At 73.0% G+C, this 23667-nt stretch carries 23 protein-coding genes and 1 pseudogene; 8 read left to right on the forward strand and 16 right to left on the reverse strand.

Features of this window, described 5'->3' with window-relative positions; all coding sequences use genetic code 11:
* Positions 1 to 40: 40 nt before the first annotated feature.
* Positions 41 to 499: a cupin domain-containing protein gene (locus tag OG485_RS22860; RefSeq protein ID WP_328670445.1), complete on the reverse strand. Its 459-nt coding sequence runs from the start codon at positions 497 to 499 to the stop codon at positions 41 to 43.
* An 80-nt stretch (positions 500 to 579) separates the two neighbouring features.
* On the opposite strand from OG485_RS22860, the gene OG485_RS22865 reads away from it, so the two are divergent.
* Positions 580 to 1512: an FkbM family methyltransferase gene (locus OG485_RS22865; RefSeq protein WP_328670446.1), complete on the forward strand. Its 933-nt coding sequence runs from the start codon at positions 580 to 582 to the stop codon at positions 1510 to 1512.
* Positions 1513 to 1562: 50 nt separating this feature from the next.
* Here the strand turns inward: OG485_RS22865 and OG485_RS22870 are convergent, their stop codons facing one another.
* From OG485_RS22870 to modA, 3 genes are all read right to left on the reverse strand, one after another.
* Positions 1563 to 2645: an ABC transporter ATP-binding protein gene (locus OG485_RS22870; RefSeq protein WP_328670447.1), complete on the reverse strand. Its 1083-nt coding sequence runs from the start codon at positions 2643 to 2645 to the stop codon at positions 1563 to 1565.
* A 117-nt stretch (positions 2646 to 2762) separates the two neighbouring features.
* Positions 2763 to 3632 carry a molybdate ABC transporter permease subunit gene (gene modB, locus OG485_RS22875; protein ID WP_443048934.1) on the reverse strand — a complete coding sequence of 290 codons (870 nt, stop codon included), beginning with the start codon at positions 3630 to 3632 and terminating at the stop codon, positions 2763 to 2765.
* A 137-nt stretch (positions 3633 to 3769) separates the two neighbouring features.
* Positions 3770 to 4609, reverse strand: a complete 840-nt coding sequence (gene modA, locus OG485_RS22880) for a molybdate ABC transporter substrate-binding protein (protein WP_328670449.1) — start codon at positions 4607 to 4609, stop codon at positions 3770 to 3772.
* 217 nt (positions 4610 to 4826) lie between these two features.
* Between modA and OG485_RS22885 the strand changes: the two genes are divergently transcribed.
* Positions 4827 to 5324: a molybdopterin-dependent oxidoreductase gene (locus tag OG485_RS22885; RefSeq protein ID WP_328670450.1), complete on the forward strand. Its 498-nt coding sequence runs from the start codon at positions 4827 to 4829 to the stop codon at positions 5322 to 5324.
* 28 nt (positions 5325 to 5352) lie between these two features.
* Here OG485_RS22885 and OG485_RS22890 read toward each other — a convergent pair whose 3' ends face one another.
* Both OG485_RS22890 and OG485_RS22895 read right to left on the reverse strand, forming a co-directional pair.
* A complete protein-coding gene (locus OG485_RS22890; protein WP_326786635.1) occupies positions 5353 to 5748 on the reverse strand; it encodes a TOBE domain-containing protein in 396 nt (131 codons plus the stop codon).
* 222 nt (positions 5749 to 5970) lie between these two features.
* Complete coding sequence (locus OG485_RS22895) at positions 5971 to 6549, reverse strand: hypothetical protein (protein WP_328670451.1); 579 nt, start codon at positions 6547 to 6549, stop codon at positions 5971 to 5973.
* A 163-nt stretch (positions 6550 to 6712) separates the two neighbouring features.
* Between OG485_RS22895 and OG485_RS22900 the strand changes: the two genes are divergently transcribed.
* Positions 6713 to 8797 (forward strand): xanthine dehydrogenase family protein molybdopterin-binding subunit, encoded by a 2085-nt coding sequence (locus OG485_RS22900; protein WP_328674598.1) that lies wholly within the window; start codon positions 6713 to 6715, stop codon positions 8795 to 8797.
* An 84-nt stretch (positions 8798 to 8881) separates the two neighbouring features.
* Positions 8882 to 9337: a (2Fe-2S)-binding protein gene (locus tag OG485_RS22905; RefSeq protein ID WP_328670452.1), complete on the forward strand. Its 456-nt coding sequence runs from the start codon at positions 8882 to 8884 to the stop codon at positions 9335 to 9337.
* A gap of 16 nt (positions 9338 to 9353) precedes the next feature.
* Here the strand turns inward: OG485_RS22905 and OG485_RS22910 are convergent, their stop codons facing one another.
* Genes OG485_RS22910 through OG485_RS22920 form a run of 3 tightly spaced genes read right to left on the reverse strand, consistent with a single transcriptional unit; the run spans position 9354 to position 12618 of the window.
* A complete protein-coding gene (locus OG485_RS22910) occupies positions 9354 to 10679 on the reverse strand; it encodes a dipeptidase (RefSeq protein ID WP_443048935.1) in 1326 nt (441 codons plus the stop codon).
* 35 nt (positions 10680 to 10714) lie between these two features.
* Positions 10715 to 11152: a hypothetical protein gene (locus OG485_RS22915; protein WP_328670454.1), complete on the reverse strand. Its 438-nt coding sequence runs from the start codon at positions 11150 to 11152 to the stop codon at positions 10715 to 10717.
* Positions 11149 to 12618, reverse strand: coding sequence for an APC family permease (locus OG485_RS22920; RefSeq protein WP_328670455.1), 1470 nt, complete (start codon positions 12616 to 12618; stop codon positions 11149 to 11151). Before OG485_RS22920 ends, OG485_RS22915 begins: the two co-directional genes overlap by 4 nt.
* Positions 12619 to 12669: 51 nt before the next feature.
* Here OG485_RS22920 and OG485_RS22925 point away from each other — a divergent pair, with 51 nt between their 5' ends.
* The gene (locus tag OG485_RS22925; protein ID WP_328670456.1) at positions 12670 to 12924 is read left to right on the forward strand and encodes a hypothetical protein; all 255 of its coding nucleotides are present in this window, start codon (positions 12670 to 12672) and stop codon (positions 12922 to 12924) included.
* Here OG485_RS22925 and OG485_RS22930 read toward each other — a convergent pair.
* On the reverse strand, positions 12896 to 14392 hold the full coding sequence (locus OG485_RS22930; RefSeq protein WP_328674599.1) for a hypothetical protein: 1497 nt from the start codon (positions 14390 to 14392) through the stop codon (positions 12896 to 12898). The genes OG485_RS22925 and OG485_RS22930 overlap by 29 nt on opposite strands.
* 269 nt (positions 14393 to 14661) lie before the next feature.
* Here OG485_RS22930 and OG485_RS22935 point away from each other — a divergent pair, with 269 nt between their 5' ends.
* The gene (locus tag OG485_RS22935) at positions 14662 to 15948 is read left to right on the forward strand and encodes a molybdopterin-dependent oxidoreductase (protein ID WP_328670457.1); all 1287 of its coding nucleotides are present in this window, start codon (positions 14662 to 14664) and stop codon (positions 15946 to 15948) included.
* Positions 15949 to 16438: 490 nt separating this feature from the next.
* Here the strand turns inward: OG485_RS22935 and OG485_RS22945 are convergent, their stop codons facing one another.
* The 3 genes and pseudogenes from OG485_RS22945 to OG485_RS22955 all read right to left on the reverse strand — a co-directional run bounded on the left by OG485_RS22945 (position 16439) and on the right by OG485_RS22955 (position 19142).
* Positions 16439 to 17395 carry a class I SAM-dependent methyltransferase gene (locus OG485_RS22945; RefSeq protein ID WP_443048744.1) on the reverse strand — a complete coding sequence of 319 codons (957 nt, stop codon included), beginning with the start codon at positions 17393 to 17395 and terminating at the stop codon, positions 16439 to 16441.
* Positions 17396 to 17682: 287 nt separating this feature from the next.
* Positions 17683 to 18291, reverse strand: a pseudogene (locus OG485_RS22950) (TIGR04282 family arsenosugar biosynthesis glycosyltransferase); the annotation flags it as partial.
* The gene (locus OG485_RS22955) at positions 18288 to 19142 is read right to left on the reverse strand and encodes a glycosyltransferase family 2 protein (protein WP_328670458.1); all 855 of its coding nucleotides are present in this window, start codon (positions 19140 to 19142) and stop codon (positions 18288 to 18290) included. The pseudogene OG485_RS22950 and the gene OG485_RS22955, both read right to left, overlap by 4 nt.
* 316 nt (positions 19143 to 19458) lie before the next feature.
* Between OG485_RS22955 and OG485_RS22960 the strand changes: the two genes are divergently transcribed.
* Positions 19459 to 20202, forward strand: a complete 744-nt coding sequence (locus OG485_RS22960; RefSeq protein ID WP_328670459.1) for a response regulator transcription factor — start codon at positions 19459 to 19461, stop codon at positions 20200 to 20202.
* Between the two features lie 14 nt (positions 20203 to 20216).
* Entirely contained in the window at positions 20217 to 21311 is a 1095-nt protein-coding gene (locus tag OG485_RS22965; RefSeq protein ID WP_392973323.1) for a sensor histidine kinase, read from the forward strand.
* Positions 21312 to 21647: 336 nt separating this feature from the next.
* On the opposite strand, the gene OG485_RS22970 is transcribed toward OG485_RS22965, so the two are convergent.
* The 3 genes from OG485_RS22970 to OG485_RS22980 all read right to left on the reverse strand — a co-directional run bounded on the left by OG485_RS22970 (position 21648) and on the right by OG485_RS22980 (position 23529).
* Positions 21648 to 22643, reverse strand: coding sequence for an NAD-dependent epimerase/dehydratase family protein (locus OG485_RS22970; protein WP_328670460.1), 996 nt, complete (start codon positions 22641 to 22643; stop codon positions 21648 to 21650).
* A gap of 92 nt (positions 22644 to 22735) precedes the next feature.
* Positions 22736 to 23083 (reverse strand): hypothetical protein, encoded by a 348-nt coding sequence (locus OG485_RS22975; protein ID WP_328670461.1) that lies wholly within the window; start codon positions 23081 to 23083, stop codon positions 22736 to 22738.
* A gap of 101 nt (positions 23084 to 23184) precedes the next feature.
* The gene (locus OG485_RS22980) at positions 23185 to 23529 is read right to left on the reverse strand and encodes a MerR family transcriptional regulator (RefSeq protein ID WP_328670462.1); all 345 of its coding nucleotides are present in this window, start codon (positions 23527 to 23529) and stop codon (positions 23185 to 23187) included.
* Positions 23530 to 23667 lie beyond the last annotated feature (138 nt).

Consider the following 23667-nt stretch of genomic DNA (forward strand, 5'->3'; position numbering starts at 1 on the left):
AAAGCCGCCACGGGAGGTCCGAGGGCGCTCAACGGCCGCTTCAGCGACCGGAGTCCAGCAGGCGGAAGTCGTCGTAGTCGAAGCCGGGCGCCACCACGCAGCTGACCAGAACCTCCTCGTCGCCGGCCGGCCGGGCGGACTGCCAGACGCCGCCGGGGACGAGGACCTGAGGGCGCTCCCCCGCCTCGACACGCGGGCCGAGCCGGACGACCTGCGGGGTGGACTGGGGGCTGGTCCCGTCGCCGCCGAGCAGCACGTCGAGGGGGCCGCCCCGGTGCCACAGCCAGAGTTCGTCCGAACGGACGGTGTGCCAGGCGGAGGTGTCACCGGGCGTGAGAAGGAAGTAGATGGCGGAGGCGGCGGCGCGCGGTCCGGGGTAGCCGTCGGGCAGGAAGGCCTGCGGAGCAGTCCAGGTCTCGACGAACCAGCCGCCCTCCGGGTGGGGGCTCATGCCCAGGGCGGCGGCCAGGTCCGGGATTTCGGTTTCAGGAGAGGTCACCCCCTGCCTGTATCACGTGGGCGAAAGGGGTTCAACCAACTCCCGGTGGACACGCGTGGATGTCTGACAGGGTGTGGGCCATGGCGACCCTTCACAGAAAGCTGCTCGGTCTGCTTCCCCGCGTAGGGGTGCAGGTGCTGGATCTCGGATCGGGAGCCGCGGTGGTCTACCGGCGCGGAGTGCGCAGACGAGTCGCCCTGGGCAAGGGCGCCGATCTGGTGCTGCGGGGGCGGACGGCGGCCTGGAAGCAGGTGCCGCTCGGTGGCACCGGTGCCCGGCTCCTGCTCGACGAGAAGGAGACGGCGGCCGACGAACGCAAGTTCCAGCTCTCGGCCGCGTCCTATCTCTGCGGGCAGCACGTCACGGCGCTGCTGGACAGGTACGAGGTGAACTGCGTCTTCGACGTGGGCGCCAACTCCGGCCAGTACGGACGCCAGTTGCGCCGCCTCGGCTACACCGGCCGCATCGTCTCGTTCGAGCCGACGGCGGAGGCCTTCGGAAAGCTCCGGCAGGCGGCCGAGGGGGACCCCGACTGGCAGGTGCACCGGATCGGTCTCGGCCGTGAGGACACCACCCAGTCCATTCATGTGGGCTGGAACACCATGAACTCCTTTCTTCCGCCCAGCGATTACGGCAAGGACCGCTACAAGCGCTTCGCCAAGTCCCGTACCGAGGAAATCGAAGTCCGCCGTCTCGACGGGATGATGGACACGGCCCTCGCCGGGATCGACGACCCCCGCCCCTATCTGAAGATGGACACCCAGGGCTACGACCTGGAGGTGTTCGCGGGCGCCGGGGAACGTGCGGAGGACTTCGTCGGAATGCAGTCGGAGGTCGCGACACTGCGGCTGTACGAGGGCAGTCCCCGCATGGGCGAGGCCATCGCCGTGTACGAGGAGCGCGGCTTCGAGATCACCGGCATGTACCCGGTGTCACGGGAGGAGGCGACCGGCCGGGTGGTGGAGTTCGACTGCGTGATGGTCCGCGCGACGGCGGTCCCGGCGGGCAAGTAGGCGACCCGGGGCCTGTCCCGCGTCCCGCCGCGTGATCCGGACGACAGGCCCTAGGCCGGATAGGCGTGCGTCTGGGCCGCTTTCACCGTGGCCCAGACGGCGGAGCCGGGATGCAGGCCGAGTTCCGCCGCGGCGACCGTCGTCAGGTCGGCGGCGAGCGGGAGTTCGCCGGTGAGGGCCACACGGATCTGGTCGCCGTGCGTCTCCAGACCCGCGACGCGGCACTGCCACAGGTTGCGGGCGCTGGAGCCGGTGGGGCGGTCACGGTGGAGGGTCACGGCGCTCGGCGGGAACGCCACGAACACGGGCCCGTCGAGCCGCTCGGTCGTGGTGATCGCCGGGCCCGGCTCCAGCCGTACGGTGTGTCCCTCGGCCTCGCCCCGGTAGAGGTTGAGCCCGACCAGCCGGGCGATGTAGTCGGTGCGCGGCCTGCGGGCGATGTCCGACGGCCCGCCCTCCTGGACCACCCGGCCGTCCTCGACGACCACGAGCCGGTCGGCCAGCACCATCGCGTCCAGCGGATCGTGCGTCACGAGGACGGCGACGGCCTCGAAGTCGGCCAGATGGTGCCGGAGTTGAGCCCGCACATCGAGTCGCGTACGGGCGTCGAGCGCGGCGAGCGGTTCGTCGAGCAGCAGCAGCCGGGGGCGGGTGGCGAGGGCGCGGGCGACGGCGACGCGCTGTGCCTGTCCGCCGGAGAGCCGGCGCGGCTTGGTCCCGGCGAAGTCGGCGAGGCCCATGCGCTCCAGCCATGAGGCTGCCTGGATCCGGGCCTCCGCCTTGGGCACGCCCTGGCAGCGCGGTCCGAAGGCGACGTTGTCGAGCGCGGACAGATGCGGGAAGAGCAGGTAGTCCTGGAAGACCACGCCGACCGGGCGGGACTCCGGCGGCGTACGGTCCAGACGGGCGCCGTCCAGCCACAGCCGGCCGCCCTCGGACAGCGGGGTGAGCCCGGCCAGCGCGCGCAGTGCGGTCGTCTTGCCCGCGCCGTTCGGACCGAGCAGCGCGACGACGTCACCGGGGGCGGCGGACAGTTCGATGTCGAGGTGGAACGAGCCGCGCCGGACGACGAGCCGGGCGTCGAGGCCCTTGCCGGACGGCGCGGCCGCCGCTTTCGGGTTCGCCCCGGTCATGACGCGATCACCTCACCCTCGTACGCACGGCGTCCGTCGTACGCCTGCCTGTGTCCGGGTCCGTGCCTGTGTCCGTGCCTGTGTGCGTGCCGGCGTCCGTACCCGCGTCGGTGTCCGTCATGAGGCAGCCGTCATCCAGCGGTCGCGCAGTCCGGCGAGAACCGCGATCGACACCAGGAGCAGGACCAGACTCAGGGCGATCGCGGCGTCGGGGTCGCTCTGCAGGGCCAGATAGACGGCCAGCGGCATGGTCTGGGTACGGCCCGGGAAATTGCCCGCGAAGGTGATCGTCGCGCCGAACTCGCCGAGGGCGCGGGCCCAGGCCAGCACCGAACCGGCGGCGATGCCCGGCGCGATGAGGGGCAGGGTGACCCGGCGGAACGCGGTGAAGCGGGAGGCGCCGAGGGTCATGGCGGCCTCCTCGTACCGCGGGTCGGCCGCCCGCAGGGTGCCTTCCACGCTGATCACCAGGAAGGGCATCGCCACGAAGGCCTCGGCCACGACCACCCCGGCCGTCGTGAACGGCAGCGTGATCCCGAACCAGGAGTCGAGCAGTTTCCCGACGACGCCGTTGCGGCCGAGGGCCAGCAGCAGCGCGACACCGCCGACCACCGGGGGCAGGACGAGGGGCAGGGTGACCAGGGCCCGGACGAGTCCGCGGCCGGGGAACTCCGTGCGCGCCAGCAGCCAGGCGAGCGGCACCCCGAGCACCAGGCTCACCGCGGTGGCCGCGGTGGCCGAGAACAGGGACAGCTGGAGGGCCTGCCACACCTCGGGCTTGGACAGCTGTTCCGGCATGCTGCGCCAGGGCGCCCGTACGAGCAGCGCGACCAGCGGGAGGAGCAGGAACGCGAGCCCGACGAGGGCGGGCAGCAGCAGGGGAAGCGGCGCCCCGCCCCGCATCCGGCCCGGTGTCCGGCCGCGCCCGCGCCGCGGCCCACCGGCGAGGGTGCCGGCCGGGGCGCCGGACGGGTCGGACGGGGTCACGGGATCACTCACGGCTTCAGGAGACGGGGTGCGGCGCGTCCGTTTCAAGGGGCGCGCCGCACGGGAGAGGTGCCGTGCGGCGGGCGCCGGGACACGGTCGGCCGGGGTCGGCCGGGGTCGGCCGGGGACGGCCGGGGTCAGGACGTGGGCTGGAGGAAGCCGGCCGCCGTCAGCACCTTCTGGCCCTCCGCGGACCGCACCAGGTCGATGAACGCCTTGCCCGCCGCCGCGTTGTCCGCGTCCTTGAGCAGGGCGATCGGGTAGTCGTTGATGGCTTCGGAGGACTCGGGGAACTCCACGCCCTCCACCTTGTCACCCGCGGCCTTCACGTCGGTCTTGTACACGACCGCCGCGTCGGCCTCCTTCAGTTCCACCTTGGTCAGCGCGCTCTTGACGTCCTGCTCGTAGGACACGGGGGTGAGCTTCAGGTCGCTCGCCTCCAGCGCCTTCTGCGCGGCGGCGCCGCACGGCACGGTCTTGTCGCACAGGACGACCTTGAGGGCGGACTTGGTGAGGTCCTTCAGGGAGGAGATCTTGTCCGGGTTGCCGGGGAGGGTGGCGATCTCCAGCTGGTTGCGCACGAAGGTGGCGGGGGCGGTCGCCGTGTCGCCCTTGTCGGTCACGATGGCCATCGTCTTCGGGCTGGCCGCGGCGAAGACGTCCGCCGGGGCGCCGCCCGTGATGCTCGCGGCGAGGCTGTCGCTGCCGCCGAAGCTGAAGGTGACCTCGGTGCCCGGGTGGGCCTTCTCGAACTGCTCGCCGAGGGCCGTGAAGCTCTCCTTCAGGGAGGCCGCGGCGAACACGGTCACCGTGCCGGAGAGCTTCGGGGAGGAGGACGACGCGTTCGCCTTGCCCGGCGAGTCGGAGGTGTCGGAGGAGGAGCAGGCGCTCAGGGCCAGCAGCGCGGCGGCGCCGACGCCGGCCACCCGCAGGGTCCGGGTGGTGCGGCGGGTCGGGCGCGCGGATCGGGTCGTCACGGATCTACTCCCTCGAAGACTCTGAGGCTCGCTGGAGCCTCCGTCGTGATCCCAGGTCCTGAGCTCACGTTCTGCCATGGCCTGATCATACTTCCGCATATGCGAGCCGTAAGTCTCCTGTCGCATCGCATGAGCCGTGCCCAACGGCTTCGGATGTACGCATGTGCGTTTGCCTCGGGCCGCCCGCGGGGTAGCGTCCACCGGGAGGTGCTGTCCAGTGAGTCAGTCCCTGACACAGCCGACGCCGCCGGCTCCCCGGCTCGCGGAACTCGCTCTGACCGGTGACCTCGCCCGGCCCGCTCTGCTGACCGTCCCCGACTTGTCGGCCTGGCCCCGGCACCGGGTGCGGGTCGCCTTCGAGTGCGCCACCAGCGGGGTGCGGCACCACGGATTCGAGGGTCCGCTGCTGCACGACGTGCTGCGGGACGCCGGCCCCCGCTTCGATCCGTCCCGTCGTAAGGACCGGCTGCGCTTCCTCATCGCGGTGGCGGGCGCGGACGGCCACCACGCACTGCTCACCTGGGCCGAGATCGACCCCGACTTCGCGGACGCTCCGGTGCTGCTCGCGGTCGGCATCGACGGCACCCCGCTGGACCGGGCGGGACCGCAGCTGGTCCTGCCGCAGGACCGGTGCGGGGCCCGGCACATCAGCGGCATCAACGGCATCCGGGTGGACGGCCGTTATCCGTCCTGGCCGGCCGGTGTCCCCGGCTGACCCTGGTACCCCGGCGGCCGGCGGTCGGTCAGGCGCGGTCGATGTGCACGTTGGTCGACTTGACCCTGGCCGTGGCCTCCACGCCGACCTCCAGGCCCAGTTCCTCGACGGCCTCCCGGGTCAGCAGGGACACCAGCCGGTGGGGTCCCGCCTGGATCTCCACCTGGGCCGCGACATCGCCGAGCTTGACGGCGGTGACGATGCCGGGGAAGGCGTTGCGGACGGACGTGTAGGACGTGACGCCCTCCTCGCCACCGGCTCCGGCCAGTTCCACCGAGAACGCGGCGAGGTCACGGCCCTCGATGAGGCGCCGTCCGCCCTCGTCCCGGTGGGTGGCCACCCGCCCGGCGTCCGCCCAGCGACGGGCGGTGTCGGGGCTCACGCCGAGGAGCCGGGCGGCCTGGCCGATGGTGTAGGACTGCATACGCGCGACGATATGCAGGTGGTCCTCGCACCTGCAAGCCGGGCGCCGGGCGCGGCGGCAGCCGTCCCGAACAGGGCGAAAGGCGCGCCCGCCCGGCAGGAAACCCCCGCTCCAGAAACGCCGTTCGGGCCGTCGCCCCGGACCGCTGTTCGCGCCGCGGCTCCGGTCGGGCGGCCACGGACCGGCCGCTGCCCGGCCCCACGGCGCGGGAACCCCCGGATGTCAGACAAGGGACGCCGACCCCTCGTACTCCACCCTGATGTGCTTCGCCCAGAACTTCCCGAGGGCCTTCTTGATGATGAGGTCGGCCGTCGCCGGATCGTCGACGCCGATGTGCACGAAGCCACTGGGGTCCGGGCCCACCGAGCGGAGGTCGAACCTGTCGTCCCAGCGGCTCATGTCGTCGCCGCCGATCCGCTCGACCAGGGCGTCGAGGCGGCGTGCGGTGACGTCGGTGTCGTGCACCCGCACCCGAACCCCCTTCTCCGCGTGCGCGCAGATGTCCGCGTCGAACGCTCGGGAGGGAATGCGGTAGACGTCCGCGGTCCTCCGGTCCTCGTCGACCGAGAGACCGGTGAAGACGCTCCGGTAGCGCGTTTCGCCCCTCTTCTCGATGTAGGCCAGCACCCGGAACAGCGAAGGCTCCGGGCCGGGCAGGCTGCCCACCGGCCGGGTGCCGACGCACACGGTGGGGGATTCCCCGCCTCCCGCGGCGGCGCTCGACCCCTGAACCGCCACCAGCGCCACGGCACTCGCCGCTACGACCGCGGCGGTTTCCCTGATCCTGCTCCGCTTTTTCATCCGGTCCTCCCCAGACCGCCGTTCGGTCGGTACGGGGACGCGAGCGACGGCGGGTACGTTCAGCCGGAACCTTACGGCCGGTCCGTCCCTCCTACTGGTCGTACCCCCCGGACGGCTCGGAGAGGAGCCTCTGTTGGCCCGTCAGCTGTCCCGCCGCAGGTTCATCGTCCACACCCTGGCCGCGTCCACCTTGACCGTCGCCGCGCCGCTCGGCTGCGACACCTCCCCGGCGGAGGGCGCCGAGCCCACCGCGGGACCCTCCGGCGTCCTGGTGACCGGCACCGACGACGAGATGCTGGTCCTGGAGGTCACCGCGGCCAACAAGGTCGTCGTCCGGCTGCCGCGGGTCGAGGTCGGCCAGGGCATCACCACCGCGGTCGCCATGATGATCGCCGAGGAACTGGACGCCCGGCTCGCCGACGTCGAGATCCCGCTCGCCGAGGCCCGGAGCAGCGGCAACCAGTTCACCGGCGGCTCGAACTCCGTCGGTTCGCTGTACGGGCCCGCCCGCGCGCTGGCCGCCACCGCGCGCGCCAAACTGGTGACCGCCGCGTCCCGGCGCTGGCACGTGCCCCCGAAGGCGCTGCGCACGCGGGACACCATGGTCGTGGCGCCCGACGGCCGCACGGCCACCTTCGGATCGCTGACCGCGGCCGCCGCCCGGATCCACCGGCCCGCCGTGTCCACCGACCCCAAGCCGGCCTCCCGGCACCGGGTGATCGGGCGGCCGACCTCCCGCATCGACGCGCGGGACATCGTCACCGGCCGGGCGAAGTACACCGGCGACCTGGCGGTGGCCGGGGCGAAGCCGACCGTGGTGGCCCGGCCGCCGACACTCGGCGGGAAGGTCCGCTCGCTCGACGACCGGGCGGCCCGCGCACTGCCCGGCGTCCACGCCGTCGTCAGGATCGAGGGCGGTGTCGCCGTCGTGGCGGACACCTTCCACCACGCCTTCAAGGCCCGGGACGCCCTGCGGATCACCTGGTCGCCGGGCCCGCTCGCGGCCCTGTCCGACGCGGAGGTACGAGCCCGGCTGCGGGCCGCCGTCCCGCCGCTCGGCACCCCGCTGCTCGGCACCCGGCAGGTGGGCGGCGAGTTCGAGTTCGCCTTCGTCGGGCACGCCCCGATGGAGGTGCTGACCGCGGTCGCGGACGTACGGGAGCACAGTGCCGAGATCTGGTTCTCCTCCCAGACGCCGATGGACGCGCGCGACACGATCGCCTCGGTGACCGGGCTGCCCGCCTCGAAGGTCCGGGTCCATGTCCTGCGCGGCGGCGGCTCGTTCGGGCGCCGGCTCACCTACGACGCGGCGGTCGAGGCGGCCCTCGTCTCCAAGGCGGCCCGCCGTCCGGTGAAGCTGATGTGGAGCCGCGCCGACGACATGCGGCACGGCCGGATGCGCCCGGCCAGCCACCACCGCATCCGGGCCAGCCACGCGGGCGGCCGGGTGGTGGCGTTCACCCACATGACGGCGTCGGTGAGCGAGTCGTACGAGAAGCCGGGCGTCACCGCGCAGGGTGGTGTCACCACCACGGGCGTCCGGGCCGGCGGACCGCTGCCCAGCGACAGCGGGCTCTACAACTTCGGCTCTGTCTCAGGCGATTCGGGCTCGGTGGGTCTCGCCATGCCGCTGGGCGCCTGGCGGTCGGTGGACTCCGGGACCATGCGGACCGCGGAGGAGATCGTCGTCGACGACATCGCGCGGAGCCTCGGACAGGACCCGGTCGCCTTCCGGCGTACGACGCTGCGCGGCAAGGCGGTCAGGGCCGTGCTCGACCAGGCGGCGGAGGCCGGGCACTGGGGCCGGAGCATGCCGGCCGGACAGGCTCAGGGCATGGCCGTGCACGAGGAGTACGGCTCCTGCGTGGCCTGTCTCGTCGAGATCGACGTCCGCGACCCGAAGAACCCGCGGGTCACCAAGGTCGTGATGGCCGCCGACGTCGGAACGGCCGTCAACCCGCGCGGACTCGAGGCCCAGCTCATGGGCGCCGCGGTCGACGGCATCTCCACCGTGCTCACGGCCGGCCTGCACCTCGACGCGGGCGCCGTCCGCGAGGGCAGCTTCGCCGACTTCCGCTGGGCCCGTCAGCGGAACGCCCCGCTGCGTTTCGAGGCGCACATCATGCCCTCCGGAGGGGAGCCAGGAGGGGCCGGCGAACTCGGTGTCCCCGCGGCGGCCGGAGCGGTGGCCAACGCCTACGCCCGTGCGACGGGGACCCGTCCCCGCCGTTTCCCGATCGATTTCTGAGACCTCGTTCCGAGGCCTCTTCCCGACCTGCTTCCGAGACCCGTTAGAGGTGCGCGTACCGATGCCGCTCCGGAGAGAGTGCTGATGCCGTCCTACTCCTTCGTCCTCAACGGTAGAAGGGTCACCGTCGAGGCACCGGCGGACATGCCGCTGCTGTGGGTGCTGCGCGACCTGCTGGACGTGACCGGACCCAAGTACGGCTGCGGTGTCGGGGTCTGCCGGGCCTGCACCAGCCATCTCGACGGCGCGGAGATCCAGCCCTGTGTCGTCCCGGTCGCGGACTGCGCGGACCGCGAGGTCACCACCATCGAGGGCCTCGCCGACGGCGACCGCCTGCACCCCGTGCAGCAGGCCTGGCTCGACTGCGACGTCTCCCAGTGCGGTTTCTGCCAGCCCGGCCAGATCATGGCCGCCGCGGCCCTGCTCAAGAAGACGGCGGACCCCACGGACGCGGACATAGACCGCATCGAGAACGTGTGCCGCTGCGGCACCTACTCCCGCATCCGCGAGGCGATCAAGAAGGCTTCCGCGCAGGGCTGACGGCACGTCCGCACCGTCAGCGGCCGCGGCCCCCGGTGGCCGCGTAGGCGTGGAGGAAGAGCGCCTCGACATGGGCCATGTGCTCGATCTCGGCCGGGTCGACGCTTTCGTTCGGGGCGTGGATGAGGCACTTGGGTTCCTCCACGCCCATGAGGATGATCTCGGCGCGGGGGTAGGTCTCGGCGAGGACGTTGCACAGCGGGATGGAGCCGCCCTGGCCGAGGAAGGCCATGGGCCTGCCGTAGACCTCGTTCATGGCGCGGCCGAGCGCCGCGTAGGCGGGGCCGTCGGTGGCCGCTTTGAAGGGGGCGCCGGCGCTCTCGTCCTCGATCCCGACCCGGACGCCCCAGGGCGCGGCCTCGGTGAGGTGCCGGGCGAGGGCCGCGCGTGCCGTCGCCGGGTCCGTGCCGGGCGGGATCCGCAGGCTCACCCGGGCCCGTGCGGTGGGCGGTACGGCGGCGGCGGAGCCGACCACCGGAGGGCAGTCGATGCCGAGGACGGTGACGGCGGGGCGGGCCCACAGCCGGTCGGCGACCGTGCCGGTCCCGGTGAGACGGACGCCGTCCAGCACTCCGGCGTCGGCGCGGAACCGCTCCTCGTCGTAGCCGGCACCCTCCCATTCGCCCTCGCAGTCGAGTCCGTCGACGCGAGTGGCGCCGGTGGCCGGGTCGCGCAGGGTGGAGAGCATCTGGATCAGAGCGGCGAGCGCGTCCGGGGCGGGTCCGCCGAACATGCCCGAGTGGATCTCTCCGGCGAGCGTGTCGACGGTGACGACGATGTTGGCGAGGCCGCGCAGGGTGACGGTGGCGGTGCCCGTGCCGACCTCCGCGTTGCCGGTGTCGCACACCAGCAGCGCGTCGGCGAGGAACTGCTCCGGATGCTGGGCCACGTAACTCTCCAGACCGCCCGTGCCCTGCTCCTCCGAGCCCTCGGCGACGAACTTCAGGCCGACCGGGACGTCGTCGCCGAGTGCGCGCAGGGCGGTCAGGTGCATCACGATGTTGCCCTTGCAGTCCGCGGTGCCGCGCCCGTACCAGCGGCCGTCGCGTTCGGTGAGGGCGAAGGGCGGTGTGGTCCAGGCGTCGTCGTCCAGCGGTGGCTGCACGTCGTAGTGGCAGTACAGCAGGACGGTGGGGGCGCCGGGGGGCGGCGGGCGGTGGCCGATGACCGCGTGGCTCCCGTCGGGCGTCTCGGCGAGATGGACGTCGCGGAGCCCCGCCTCGGTGAAGGCGTCCGCCACCCACCGCGCGGCCCGGTGGCATTCCTCGGGCGGGTACTGGCGCGGGTCGGCGACGGACGGGATCGCGACCAGCTCGGCCAGGTCCGCCCTGGCCCGCCCCATCAACCCGGCGATCCTCTCGGCGAGTCCGGACACGGTCACCGCCTCACCGTGTCGTCGGTCTTCAGGTCGTCGAGCTTGCCCTGGATCTTGTCCAGCTTCTCGGGACAGTAGATCTCGATGATCGTGGCCTCCGCCCGGAGGGTCCTGCCGTCTCCGATGACGGGCCGCTGCCCGACGAACGCGGCTCCGTTGGACACGTTGATCTTCCACAGCGCCGACTTGAGGGCGCTGGCCGGATCGTCGCAGACCAGGCCGCCGTCGGTGCCCAGGACGCCGGCGATCACCTCGGTGTCGGGCCGGGGAAGGCCGGCTGCCACGGCCGCGTCGGCGAGCTCGTTGGCCTTGGACGTGGCCTTGCTGTTCGTCGTGATGGCCGAGTAGCGCACGAGCCCGGCCACGACGAGACCGAGCAGCACGACGATCGCGCCGTAGTAGATCCATTTGTGCTCGGATGCGAACCGGGTGGGACTCATGCCCCCGCCTCCTCCTCGCGAGCGGTGTCCAGCTGCCAGCCGGGCTTGCGCAGCTTCAGGAACGCCCAGGGGATCAGCAGGCCGAGGACGCCGAGACCGGAGCCGATGATGATGACGTACAGCAGGACGCTGTTGCTGCCGAACTGCGAGGGCGGCACGAAACCGATGACCATGGCCGCGGCCGAGGACAGGAAACCGACGACGCACACCAGCTTGAGCGCCGGGACGCGGTAGCCGCGCGGGTGGTCGGCCTGGTTCTTCCGCAGCCGGATCGCCGCGACGAACATCAGCAGATAGACGATGAGGTACACCTGCGTGGTGATCGTCGAGAAGATCCAGTACACGTTGGAGACGTTCGGGATGAACGCGTAGCCCAGGGCGATCACCGTGGTCACGATGCCCTGGGTCACCAGGATGTTCTGCTGGATGCCGAACCGGTTCAACTGCTGCAGGTACGGCGGCAGATAGCCCTCGCTGCGGGAGATCTCCAGAAGACCCTTGGAGGGGCCGGCGAGCCAGGTCAGCATGCCGGCCAGCGACGCGGAGATCAGCATGACCGCCGCGATCGGGGTCATCCAGCCGATGTCGAAGTACGAGAAGAACGCGTCGAACGCCTGCATGACACCGGCGGTGAGGCTGGTCTGGTCGGCGGGCACCACCCAGCTGATGGCCAGCGCGGGCAGGATGAAGATCAGCAGCACCAGGCCCATCGCCAGGAACATCGACTTCGGGTATTCCTTCGCCGGGTTCTTCAGCGAGGACACATGGACGGCGTTCATCTCCATGCCGGAGTACGAGAGGAAGTTGTTGACGATCAGTACGAGGCTGGCGAGGCCCGTCCAGGCCGGCAGCAGATGGCTGGCCGTCATGGGGGCCGCCGAGGGGTTGCCCTGGGCCAGGAAGACCATGCCGAGCACGACGAGGATCGTGCCGGGTACCAGGGTGCCGATGACCAGGCCCCAACTGGACAGTCCGGCCAGGGCCTTGGTGCCGCGCGAGGAGACCCAGACGCCGGTCCAGTACAGGACCACGATGACGATCGCCGTGTAGAGGCCGCTGGAGGCCAGGGCCGGGTCGATGATGTACGCGATGGTGCTCGCCACGAAGGCCAGCAGGCTCGGGTAGTAGAAGATCGTCATCGCGAACTGGCACCACACGGCGAGGAATCCGAGCGGCTTGGACAGTCCCTCGCTCACCCAGCGGTAGACACCGCCGTTCCAGCCCGAGGCCAGTTCCGCCGAGACCAGGGCGGTCGGCAGCAGGAACACGATCGCCGGGACCAGGTAGAGGAACACGCAGGCCAGGCCGTACACCGCCATCGTGGGGGCGGCCCGCAGACTCGCGACCGAGGCGGTCGTCATGAGCGCCAGCGTCAGCCAGGTGAGTCTCGGGGCCGCCGGAACCGCGGCCCGGGCGGCCCGCGCCGTCTCCCGTGGTGCGTCCGCGGGCATGTCCATCGAGCTCATCGGACGCCTCCTTGTTCCCGTGTCGAAGCGATGGGACCAGCCTCCGTGCGGGTGACAGGCACCGCGCGGCGGGTGACCCGTCCGGGTGAGCGGCACCGCGCGACGGCGGCCCGTCCGGGTGAGCGGCACCGCGCGGCGGGTGACCCGTGCGGGTGGGCGGCACTGCGCTGCGGTGGCCCGCTCGGTATCGTCCGGTTCACGCTGCTGAAACTCGTGACGATCGTCATCGCCATCGCCGTCGGCCTGGTCCTCGGAGCGGTCCTCGCCCAGCCGGCGGTCACCAGCCCGTCAGCAGAAGGTGGTTGAGGAGCAGGGCCGACGTGGCCTGGGCGACGAGCCAGGCACGGGGGCGGGGGAGGAACGCGCCCGCCGCCAGCATCCACAGCGCGAACGGCAGCCAGATGCGTTCGGTCTCCGCCTTGCTCATGCCGGAGAGGTCGGCGACGAGCAGGGCCAGCAGCGCCCCGATGACGAGGACGGCGAGCCGCGGGGCGGTGCCCGGGGCGGGGTGAAGCGGGGCGGGACGGAGGGCGGGGCGAACGCCCGTACCGGCCACGCCGGACCCCGGCTCCGCGCCCGGCGCCGTGCCGGGGAGGTGTTCCCACGCCGTGCCGGGGAGGTGTTCCCGTGCGGTGCGGCCGCGGGGGACGAGGCCCGCCCCGATGCGCAGGGCCGCCGCACCGGCCCTGCGCAGTCCCGCCGCGGTCGCCGGTCCCGTGATGAGCACCGTGCAGGCGAGATTCGCCCAGACCCAGTAGCCGTACGGCCGGACGCCGCCCGCCCCTTCGTAGTAGCGGGTGACCAACAGGCGGTAGGCCTCCCACCAGTTGAAGCCGAGCAGCGTGAACACCAGCGGTACGACGGTGAGTCCGGCCAGGACGTACGGCAGCGGGCGGAGCCGGGACCGGCGCCCGAGCAGCAGAACGGCGCCGGCGATCACGGCGATCAGGGTCAGGCCGTACGAGAGATACGCGGTGAGGCCGAGGAGGAGACCGGAGGCGAGGCCGGTCGTCCGCGGCCGGCGCCCCGTGACCGCGAGGGCCAGCAGGGCGAGGGCCCAGGCCGCGACGGCCGCGAAGTACCCGTCCGCCGATGTGCCCATCCACACGGCTGCCGGGGCGAGGACGAGGAAGGGCGCGGCGCGTCGCGCGAGCGCCTCCCCGGCCAGGGCGCGCACGGTGACGAGCACCGCGACCCCGGCCGTGGCGCCGACGGTGATGCACCAGACGCCCGCCCAGGCCCCGCCGCCCAGCCCGACGCGGTCGAGGAGGACGAAGGTGAGGGTGGCGGCCGGCGGATGCCCGGCGATGTGCGCGGGCCAGTGGTCGGGGGAGTGCAACAGGATGTGGTGGGTGAAGTCCCGCAGGGCGGCCGGGATGTCGTGGAAGCGGTTCACCGGGGAGATGACCTGGAGATATTCGTACCGCGTGGTGAGGCGGCGGGCCACGCCCCGCTCCCAGCCGTCGATCAGCGCGAGGGAGAACGTCCACACCGTCGTCGTGCCCCACACGGCCGCGAGCAGCTTCCGCCAGGGCAGCCGGGCGGCGAGGAGAGGACCGTACGCCACGACCGCGACGGCCACGGCGACCGAGGCCGCGGTGCCGGGTCCGGCATGCGGTCCCCAGTGCCCGTACAACGGCGCGGCGCTGACGAACAGCGTGCCGTCGCGGTGCTCGATGACGTAGCCGACGACGGCAGCTGTCAGCACGAGCAGGGCGGCGGCCAGGGCGGCGGCCAGATCGCTCAGGACGGCCCGGGGCCGGTCGCTCAGCAGCGTCCGGGAGAGCCTGGGGTCCCGGACTCTGTCCCGGGCCCGGGACAGAGCCGGTGACAGGCGTCGGGGAACGGCCCGGGGAGGGGCCGTGGGAAGAATCCCGGAAGGGTCTTCGGGGCGGGCGCGGGACAGATCGCGGGGGAGGTCGCGGTTCACCCTCGCACGCTAGGCCGGGAGGCCCCGGTGGCAGGGGCCACTGAGGTGGACGTCAGAGTTTCGTCATGGTTTGAGAACCCGTTCGGGGGGTGCCCCAGGCCTACGGTCGGGGCATGCCACGGTCTCCCTCGTCCCCCGCGTTCTGGCGCAGCCCGCTGCGCGGCCCCTGGTTCACCTCCGTGCTGGGTGTGGTGCTGCTCGTCGGGATCACGGTGCTGTTCGTGACCGGACTCCTGTCGTACGCGGCCTACAACCCGAACCTCTCGCCGGTGAACGACAAGACCCCCGACAAGGGGATCCTCGGGTTCTACCTCTTCTCCTGGCCGACCGGCCCCGTCTGGCTCTACCGCCTCACCCAGGGCGTCCACGTCACGCTCGGCATCGCGCTGATCCCCGTCCTGCTGGCGAAGCTGTGGTCGGTCGTGCCGAGACTGTTCGCGCTGCCCCCGGCCCGCTCGCTCGCGCACGCCCTGGAACGGCTCTCGCTGCTCCTTCTGGTCGGCGGCGCGCTCTTCGAGTTCACCACCGGCGTGCTCAACATCCAGCTCGACTACGTCTTCCCCGGCTCCTTCTACACCCTGCACTTCTACGGGGCCTGGGTGTTCATCGCGGCGTTCGTCGCGCACGCGGTCCTGCGGGTGCCGACGGCTCTGCGCAATCTGCGCCGCATGCGCACGCCCGGCGGCCCGCTGCCCGAGCCGCCGGGCTCGTCGCCCGGCTCAGGTGAGCCGGCGCGTCCCGAGGACGAGTTGGTGTCACCGGACCCGCTGCCGCCCACGGTCTCGCGGCGCGGGGCCCTCGGTTTCGTCGGAGGCGGAGCCCTGCTGCTGACCGCCACCACGGCGGGCCACGGCTTCGACGGGCCGCTGCGCGACACGGCGCTGCTGGCCCCGCACGGCGGCGCCGAACCGGGCTCGGGACCGGGCGGCTTCCAGATCAACAAGACCGCCGCGTCCCGCGGTGTCACCGCCGCCGAGACCAGTGAGGAGGCCTGGCGCCTGGTCGTCACGGGGAAGGGCCGGACGGTCCGGCTGAGCCGCGCCGACCTCCGGCGGCTCCCCCTGCACAGTGCCGCGCTGCCCATCGCCTGCGTGGAGGGCTGGTCGACGTCCGACCAGTGGTGGCGGGGTGTGCGGCTGCGGGACCTGGCGGCGCTCGTCGGCTACGAGGCGGACGCGGCCCCCGATGTGCTCGTGGAGTCGCTCCAGCGGCACGGAGCGTTCCGGGTGGCCGCCCTGCGGGACAACCAGGTGCGTGATCCGCTTTCCCTGCTCGCGCTGTTCGTCAACGGCGAGGACCTGACCCCCGATCACGGCTACCCGGCGCGGGTCATCGTTCCGGCCGCGCCCGGCGTGCTGAACACCAAGTGGGTGGCCCGGATGACGTTCGGAGACCTGTGATGCGAAGCCCTGAACCCGGAAGCCCTGAACCCGGACCTTCTGAATCCGGAAACCCGGAACCCGGACGTTCTGAACGCGGAAGCACTGAACCGGGAAGCCCGGAACCGCGACGGCCCGCGCCGCGACGACTGGTGCCGCGCCGGCGGTTCGAGGCGCTGCTCGCGGCGGCGCGTCGGCGTCCCGGCCGTGACCTGATCGGCAGCCCCTTCCAACTGCTGCTGTTCGCTTGCTCGTTCGCGTTGGCGGGCTACGCCGGGGTGCGGCTCCTCGCGGGCGACTGGTCCCGGGTGGCCCTCTGGTTCGTGGGCGCGGCGGTGCTGCACGACCTGGTGCTCGTGCCGTTGTACGCCGTCGCGGACCGGGCCGTCTCGAAGACGCTGGACGCGAGGGGCCACCGGGGCCTGACGATGTACGTCCGTGTTCCGGCGGCTCTCTCCGGTCTCCTGCTGCTGGTGTGGTTCCCGCTCATCAGCGGACAGGTCGACGACCGCTACCGGTCGGCGACCGCCCTGCCGGCCGACGGGTTCACGGCCCGCTGGCTGCTGATCACGGCGGCGCTGTTCGCCGGGTCCGCGCTGCTGCTCGCCCTGCGGTCCCTGCGGGCCTCCCGCCGCGGCCCGCTGCGCAGGGCCACGAAGGACCGTCCGCCCGCCGCCCACTGAGCGTCGGCCCGCCATCCGGCACGCGCCGCGTGCCGGAGCAGGGCCGGGGTGCCGACCCGGGCCCACGGGAAGGCGGCCCGGTCGCCGGCCCCACCCGCGTTCCCGCTCCTGGCCGCACTGGTGTCGGTGCTGTCGGTGCTGTCGGTGCTGTCGGGGTAGTCGGCGTCGTCGAGGTGAGCGGCGCGGACGATGCGGACGTCGACGCGTTCGTCGATGTCCGCGCCCGCCACGGTCTCGGCGATCAGCAGGCCGCCCGGGGCGAGGAGTTCGGCCGTACGGCGCAGGAGGGCGGCCGGGTCGCCGCCGATGCCGATGTTGCCGTCGACGAGGAGGACGGTGCCCCAGCGGCCCTCCGAGGGCAACGGCTCGAAGACCGACCGGTGCAGCGCCCGGCCGCCGAGTCGTACCGTGCGGGCCACGGCGGCCTCGCTGACGTCGATGCCGAGCGAGGGCCTTCCGCGTGCCGCGAGTTCCGCGACCAGACGTCCCGGACCGCATCCCACGTCGAGCACGGCGCCCTCGCAGTACGCGAGTACCTGGAGGTCCACCGCGTCGGCGCGAGCGCACCAGCGCTCCACCTCCAGGGGAAGGAGCCAGCCGTCCGTCCGCCGCAGGAACAGCGGTCCCCGGCCGGCGCCCAGCGCCTCCGCGTAGGGATCGGCGGCCCATGAGCGCGCGGCCCGCCCGGACAGGGCCCCTGTCCCGGGTCCCCCGCCGCTTCCGTTCCCGCTTCCGTTCCCGGTCCGGGTTCCCGTCCCCGCCGCGGTCCCTGTCTCGACCCGCACGCCCGTCCGGGCTCCCGTCCCGGTGCCGCTCCCGGTACCCGGGACGGGTACGGAGCTCCGTGCGGTGCCGGCACCCCGAGCGGCTGTTCTCCCCGCGCCGCTCATCGCCCGGTCCCCCGTCGCCCGGAGACGGGGCCGGTGTCCCGGCCGCCGGTGCCTGTTCCGGCGGCCCGCACGGCGTTGAGCCCGGCGACGACCCCCTCGTTCCGTACGGTCGCCGGCCCCGCGGGCTGCTCCGGGGTCAGGCCCGCGGTCCGTCCGGGAACCTGCCCCGGGACCGGAGCGGTCGCCTTCGTGAGCCTGCCCAGCTCCGCCGCGAAGACCCCCGCGGGCGCGGCCGCCGCGACCGCCGTCGCGTCCGCGGCCGTGTCGACGTCCCGCAGACGGGGCAGATCCCGCACCCGCAGCCCGGCTCCGACGAGACGTGACCGTTGCGCGGCCCCCGTCGTGCTGGTCGACATCGGTACGCCCCGCAGGAGCTCCGGGCAGGGTTCGGCGAGACCCAGCGCCCAGAAGCCGCCGTCGTCGGCCGGCCCGAAGTACGCGTCGCAGTCCGCGAAGTCCACGGTGAGGAGAGCGGGGGTCACCTGGGGCGTGTCCATGCCGATGAGCAGCGCGGGCCCGTCGCAGCCCGCGAACGCCGCGGCCAGCCGCTCGTCCAGACCGCCCGCGCACTGTCGTACGACGTCGAAGCCCGCCGGAAGCCAGGGGCCGGGCTCCCCGTCGAGCACGAGGACCCGGCGCCGCGCGGGCGTCGCCGCCACCGCTCGCAGGGTGTCCACGAGGGCCGCCTCGGCCAGCGCGGCCGCTTCCCCGGGGGTGAAGGGCGGGGTGAGCCGGGTCTTCACCCGTCCGGGACGCGGTTCCTTGGCGATGACGAGCAGGGTGACGCTCACTGGACGGTTCCTCCTCGGGACGGTGCGGGAGCGGACGCCGAAGGCGGCGCCGTGACCTGGGCTCCGGCCGGAACTCCGGCCGGGATTCCGGTCCGGTCCTCGGTCCGGTGTTCGGTCCGGGTCCCGCCGGAGGACGGGACCCGGTCGTGCGCCCGGGCGGGCGGGGGCGGTTCGGCCAGGACGCGGCGCATGTCCCGTACCGCGTGCCAGGTGCCGCGCCAGGTGCCGGTGACCTTGGAGACGCCGGTGCGCGCCAGATACGGCACGTCGTGCTCGGCGACGCGCCAGCCGGCGTCGGCGGCGCGGACGACCATCTGGAGCGGGTAGCCGCTGCGCCGGTCGGTGAGCCCGAGGCCGAGCAGCGCCTCGCGGCGGGCCGCGCGCAGCGGCCCGAGGTCGTGCAGGCGCAGGCCGGTGCGGCGCCGCAGCATCCGGGCCAGTGCGATGTTGCCCGCACGGGCGTGCGCGGGCCAGGCGCCGCGCTCCTGGGGCCGGCGCCGGCCGAGCACGAGGTCGGACTCCGCGGCCCGTACCTCGGCGACGAACGGCAGGAGCAGGGCCGGGTCGAGGGAACCGTCGCAGTCGCAGAAGCAGACGATGTCGGCGGTCGCGGCGGTCAGCCCGGCGTGGCAGGCGGCACCGAACCCCCGGCGCTCCTCGCGCACGACGGTGGCGCCCAGCGCGCGGGCCAGCTCCGCGGAGCCGTCCGTGGAGCCGTTGTCCACGACCAGCGCGCGCCAGCCGGGCGGGATCCGGGAGAGCACCCAGGGCAGGGCGCCGGCCTCGTTCAGACAGGGAAGGACCACGTCGACGTCCGGGTCCGGTACGGGAAAGGTCGTCACGGCCTTCACCTTACGAACGCGAAAGGGATATACCGGACTTCATGTCCTTACGAAACTCGGACGTCGGCGCCGACGAGCCACGCCGGACCCGGCCGGGTGCGACGCTGGATCCATGCATCGAGCGCACGAATCCCCAGGTGCCGGACCTGCCCCGAGCGTGAACGGGGGCCCGGGGACGGCTTCGGACCCGCATCCGGGCCCCGGCGCGCTTCCTTCCCCGGAACCCGCCCCGCATCCCCTTCCGGCGTCCGCGTCGGACTCCCCTCCAGCCTCCGCGCCGGACTCTGCTCCGGCGTCCGTTCCGGTCTCCGCGGCGGCCACCCGTGTGCTCGTCGTGGACGACGATCCGACCGTGGCCGAGGTCGTCTCCGGGTACCTCGAACGCGCCGGGTATCTCGTGGACCGGGCGGCGGACGGTGCCGTCGCGCTCGCCCGTGCCGCCGCGCACCGGCCCGATCTGGTGGTGCTCGACCTGATGCTGCCGGGCATCGACGGCCTGGAGGTGTGCCGCCGGCTGCGCGCCCAGGGGCCCGTTCCGGTCATCATGCTCACCGCGCGCGGCGACGAGGACGACCGGATCCTCGGCCTGGAGGTCGGCGCCGACGACTACGTGACCAAGCCGTTCAGCCCGCGGGAACTGGTCCTGCGGGTCGAGTCCGTGCTCCGCAGGACCCGGCCGGCGCCCGCCGCGCGCCCGCTGCACGCCGCCGGTCTCGCCGTCGATCCGTCGGCCCGCCGCGCCACCAAGAACGGCACCGAACTCGCCCTCACCCTGCGCGAGTTCGATCTCCTGGCGTTCTTCCTGAAGCACCCCGGCCGCGCGTACGCCCGCGAGGACCTGATGCGCGAGGTGTGGGGCTGGGACTTCGGTGACCTGTCGACGGTCACCGTCCACGTCCGCAGGCTGCGCGGCAAGGTCGAGGACGATCCCGCGCGGCCCCGCCTGATCCAGACGGTGTGGGGCGTGGGCTACCGCTTCGACGACACGGAGGCGATGGCCGGGCCGACTGGGGCGGCCGGGGCGGCCGGACGAGAACATCCCGCGACCGAGAAGGAGACCGGCGCGTGAACGACATACTGGTCATGGCCCTGTTCGCCTTCCTGGGCGCCGCCGCGGCGGGCCTGCTCGGCGCGGGCGCGCTCCGGCTCCTGCGGCGCCGTTCGCTCACCGCGTCCCTCACGGTCGTCGCCGCCGTCGCCGTCTGCGCCATGCTCGCGGGAACGCTGGCGGTGGCGTGGGCGATGTTCCTGTCCCCGCACGACCTGAGCGTGGTCACGACGGTCATCACCATGGCGGCCGTCGTCTCGCTGGCCACCGCGTTGCTCCTGGGCCGCTGGGTCGTGGCCGGCAGCAGGGCGCTGACCCTCGCCGCACGCTCCTTCGGAGACGGCGGCGACTTCGCGGCTCCCGAGGGCCCGACGACCGCCGAACTCTCCGCGCTCAGCCGTGAACTGGCGGACACCAGCCGCAAACTGGCCGAGTCCCGCGACCGCGAAAGGGCGCTCGAGACCTCGCGCCGCGAACTCGTCGCCTGGATCTCGCACGACCTGCGCACCCCGCTCGCCGGGCTGCGCGCGATGTCCGAGGCCCTGGAGGACGGTGTGGCGGCGGACCCGAACCGCTATCTGCGCCAGATGCGTACGGAGGTGGAACGCCTCAACGGCATGGTCGGAGACCTCTTCGAACTCTCCCGGATCCACGCGGGCGCCCTCGCCCTCTCCCCCTCCCGTGTCTCCGTGTACGACCTCGTCGGTGACGCCCTCGCCGGAGCGGACCCGCTGGCACGCGAGTACGGGGTGCGCCTGGTCGGGAACCGTATCGAGCAGGTGCCGGTCGAGGTGGACGGCAAGGAGATGAGCCGGGTGCTCGGCAACCTCCTCGTCAACGCGATCCGCCGTACGCCCGCCGACGGCACGGTCGCGGTCGCCGCCGAACGCTCGGCCGCGGGCGTCGTCCTGTCCGTCACCGATGGCTGCGGAGGCATCCCGGAGGAGGACATCCCGCGGGTCTTCGACACCGGCTGGCGCGGGACCCACGCCCGTACGCCACCCGCCGGAGCCGGCCTCGGCCTCGCCATCGTCCGCGGCATCGTGGAGGCGCACCGGGGCATGGCCGCCGTCCACAACGTCCCCGGCGGCTGCCGTTTCGAGGTCACCCTCCCGATGGCGGGGGTGTGAGAGACGCCCCGGCCTTCCGGCCGGGGCGTTCCCCCTTCAAGGCTCCGGGCCTTCCGGCCGGGGCGTTCGCCTTCCGAGGCTCCGGCCCGCGTCCCGGCCGCCGAAAGCTCTATGCGCCGCCTAGGACCTGTCCGGTCGATCACGGCGGAGACGCGGGGTGTGGTGCGTGCATCTGCGGCGTTGTCGTCGGTCGACGACGTCCCCCAGCCTTCGGCCGGGAGGTGCCCCCACCGCGTCGCCTCCCTCCTCCGCCTTGCAGCTGCACGCACCACACCCCGCTCACCGGCGCTCACCAGGCACCGTCGGCATCCTCCACCGTGATCGACCGGACAGGTCCTAGTCGCCGCGCAACGGCGCCGTCGCGAACTCCCGCATCCCCTCGGTGAATCCGGTCTCCGCCTTCCAGCCCAGATCGGCCCGCAGCCGGGCCGAGTCCGCGGTGATGTGCCGTACGTCCCCCAGCCGGTACTCCCCGGTCACGACCGGCTCGGGGCCCCCGTACGCGTCCGACAGCGCCCGCGCCATCTCGCCGACCGTACGGGGCTCGCCGCTGCCGGTGTTGTAGACGGCGAGCGAGCCGTGCGGCGAACCCGCCTCCAGGGCAGCCATGTTGGCGGCGGCCACGTCCCGCACATGGACGAAGTCCCGCCGCTGTCCGCCGTCCTCGAAGACGCGCGGGGCCTCACCGCGGGCGAGCGCGGAACGGAAGAAGGAGGCGACGCCCGCGTACGGGGTGTCGCGGGGCATCCCGGGTCCGTAGACGTTGTGATAGCGCAGCGACACCGCGGTGCCGCCCGTGGAACGGGCCCACGCCGCCGCGAGGTGCTCCTGGGCCAGCTTGGTCGTCGCGTACACATTGCGCGGGTCGACCGGCGCGTCCTCACCCACCAGGCCCGGCGTCAACTCCTCACCGCAGCGAGGGCAGAGCGGCTCGAAGCGCCCCACGTCCAGATCGGCGACGGCACGCGGCCCCGGCCGGACCACCCCGTGCCACTCACACGCGTACCGCCCCTCCCCGTACACGACCATCGACCCGGCGAGCACGAGCCGCCGTACCCCCGCGTCCGCCATCCCGGTGAGCAGCACGGCCGTGCCGAGGTCATTGCGCGACACGTACTCGACGGCGTCGCCGAACCCGGTGCCGAGACCCACCATCGCGGCCTGGTGGCACACCGCGTCCACGCCGTCCAGCGCCCCCGCGACGGCCTCGGCGTCCCGTACGTCGAGGCCGTCCCGCAGGTCGAACACGACGGCCTCGTGGCCTCGCGCACGCAGGGTCGCGACGATCCGACCTCCGATGAACCCGGCCCCGCCGGTAACCAGTACACGCATGGAACGCACGCTAGGACCGCCGCCGTGTCCGGCGACAGCACCACGCCCACCACGTCACCGCACCGTAAGACCCGGGGCACCGTCGCGCGTGCTCACATGCGCAGCAGCCGCTGGGCGATCTCGCGGTACTGCCGCAGCGCGTGGCGCAGTTCCTCGCCCTGGGTCTCGGGGTCCTGGCCGTGCCAGGCCGCGTGGAGCTCGCTGCGCCGTTCCGTGAGGGCGCTCATGAGCTGGGCGGCGACCTCGTCGAACGCGGTCTCGGCCTCTTCCAGGGCTTCCAGCGGGCTGTGCGCGAACGTGTTGAGCGCGTGGTTCAGCCGCTGGGTGACGTCGGCCCGCTCGTCCGCCCCGAGCAGCGGTTCCGGGCCGGGCGTACGACGTCCGGCGGAACCGGGCCGCCCCTCCGGAGGCTGTTGGGCGCGTGTCTGGTCGTACATCATGGTCGGCCGCTTCCTGTACGTCGTACCGGCGCGGGGCGCGTCGGGGAGTTCGCGGGGCGACGACCGGCCGGACGTTCCGGGAGGCCACCGCCGGGTCGTGTTCAGCCGGCGCTGGATCCCTCCCGTTCCGCCTGGGCGGCGCGCCGGTACTCGGCGTTGATGCGCTGGGCGTCCTCGAGCTGGTCCTCGAGGATGACGATGCGACAAGCGGCCTCGATCGGGGTCCCCCGGTCGACGAGTTCCCGCGCGCGGGCGGCGATCCTCAGCTGGTAGCGGGAGTAGCGGCGGTGGCCGCCCTCCGAGCGGAGCGGAGTGATCAGCCGGGCGTCACCGATGGCCCGGAGGAATCCGGGCGTCGTGCCGAGCATCTCGGCTGCCCTGCCCATCGTGTACGCGGGATAGTCGTCGTCGTCGAGACGACCACTGAGTGGAGTGTCCGCTGTCATTTCACCTCGTCATGGCACGCGTCGAGGGGCCCTGCTGCCGTACGGCACCAGGGCCCCGAAGGAAATTGAACACCATCTGCCGGCTCCGCTGCGGAGCCGACCTTCTGTTTCCGCTACCGGGCCCGTCTGAGGGGCGGA

This window comes from Streptomyces sp. NBC_00328 (assembly GCF_036139655.1).
Classification (GTDB): Bacteria; Actinomycetota; Actinomycetes; order Streptomycetales; family Streptomycetaceae; genus Streptomyces.

Excerpts from the sequence above, each read along its gene's own strand:
- OG485_RS22865 (WP_328670446.1), top strand. The coding sequence starts at position 580 with ATGGCGACCCTTCACAGAAAGCTGCTCGGTCTGCTTCCCCGCGTAGGG.
- OG485_RS22870 (WP_328670447.1), bottom strand. The coding sequence starts at position 2,645 with ATGACCGGGGCGAACCCGAAAGCGGCGGCCGCGCCGTCCGGCAAGGGC.
- OG485_RS22890 (WP_326786635.1), bottom strand. The coding sequence starts at position 5,748 with ATGCAGTCCTACACCATCGGCCAGGCCGCCCGGCTCCTCGGCGTGAGC.
- OG485_RS22895 (WP_328670451.1), bottom strand. The coding sequence starts at position 6,549 with ATGAAAAAGCGGAGCAGGATCAGGGAAACCGCCGCGGTCGTAGCGGCG.
- OG485_RS22905 (WP_328670452.1), top strand. The coding sequence starts at position 8,882 with ATGCCGTCCTACTCCTTCGTCCTCAACGGTAGAAGGGTCACCGTCGAG.
- OG485_RS22910 (WP_443048935.1), bottom strand. The coding sequence starts at position 10,679 with ATGGGGCGGGCCAGGGCGGACCTGGCCGAGCTGGTCGCGATCCCGTCC.
- OG485_RS22915 (WP_328670454.1), bottom strand. The coding sequence starts at position 11,152 with ATGAGTCCCACCCGGTTCGCATCCGAGCACAAATGGATCTACTACGGC.
- OG485_RS22920 (WP_328670455.1), bottom strand. The coding sequence starts at position 12,618 with ATGAGCTCGATGGACATGCCCGCGGACGCACCACGGGAGACGGCGCGG.
- OG485_RS22935 (WP_328670457.1), top strand. The coding sequence starts at position 14,662 with ATGCCACGGTCTCCCTCGTCCCCCGCGTTCTGGCGCAGCCCGCTGCGC.
- OG485_RS22965 (WP_392973323.1), top strand. The coding sequence starts at position 20,217 with ATGGCCCTGTTCGCCTTCCTGGGCGCCGCCGCGGCGGGCCTGCTCGGC.
- OG485_RS22970 (WP_328670460.1), bottom strand. The coding sequence starts at position 22,643 with ATGCGTGTACTGGTTACCGGCGGGGCCGGGTTCATCGGAGGTCGGATC.
- OG485_RS22975 (WP_328670461.1), bottom strand. The coding sequence starts at position 23,083 with ATGATGTACGACCAGACACGCGCCCAACAGCCTCCGGAGGGGCGGCCC.
- OG485_RS22980 (WP_328670462.1), bottom strand. The coding sequence starts at position 23,529 with ATGACAGCGGACACTCCACTCAGTGGTCGTCTCGACGACGACGACTAT.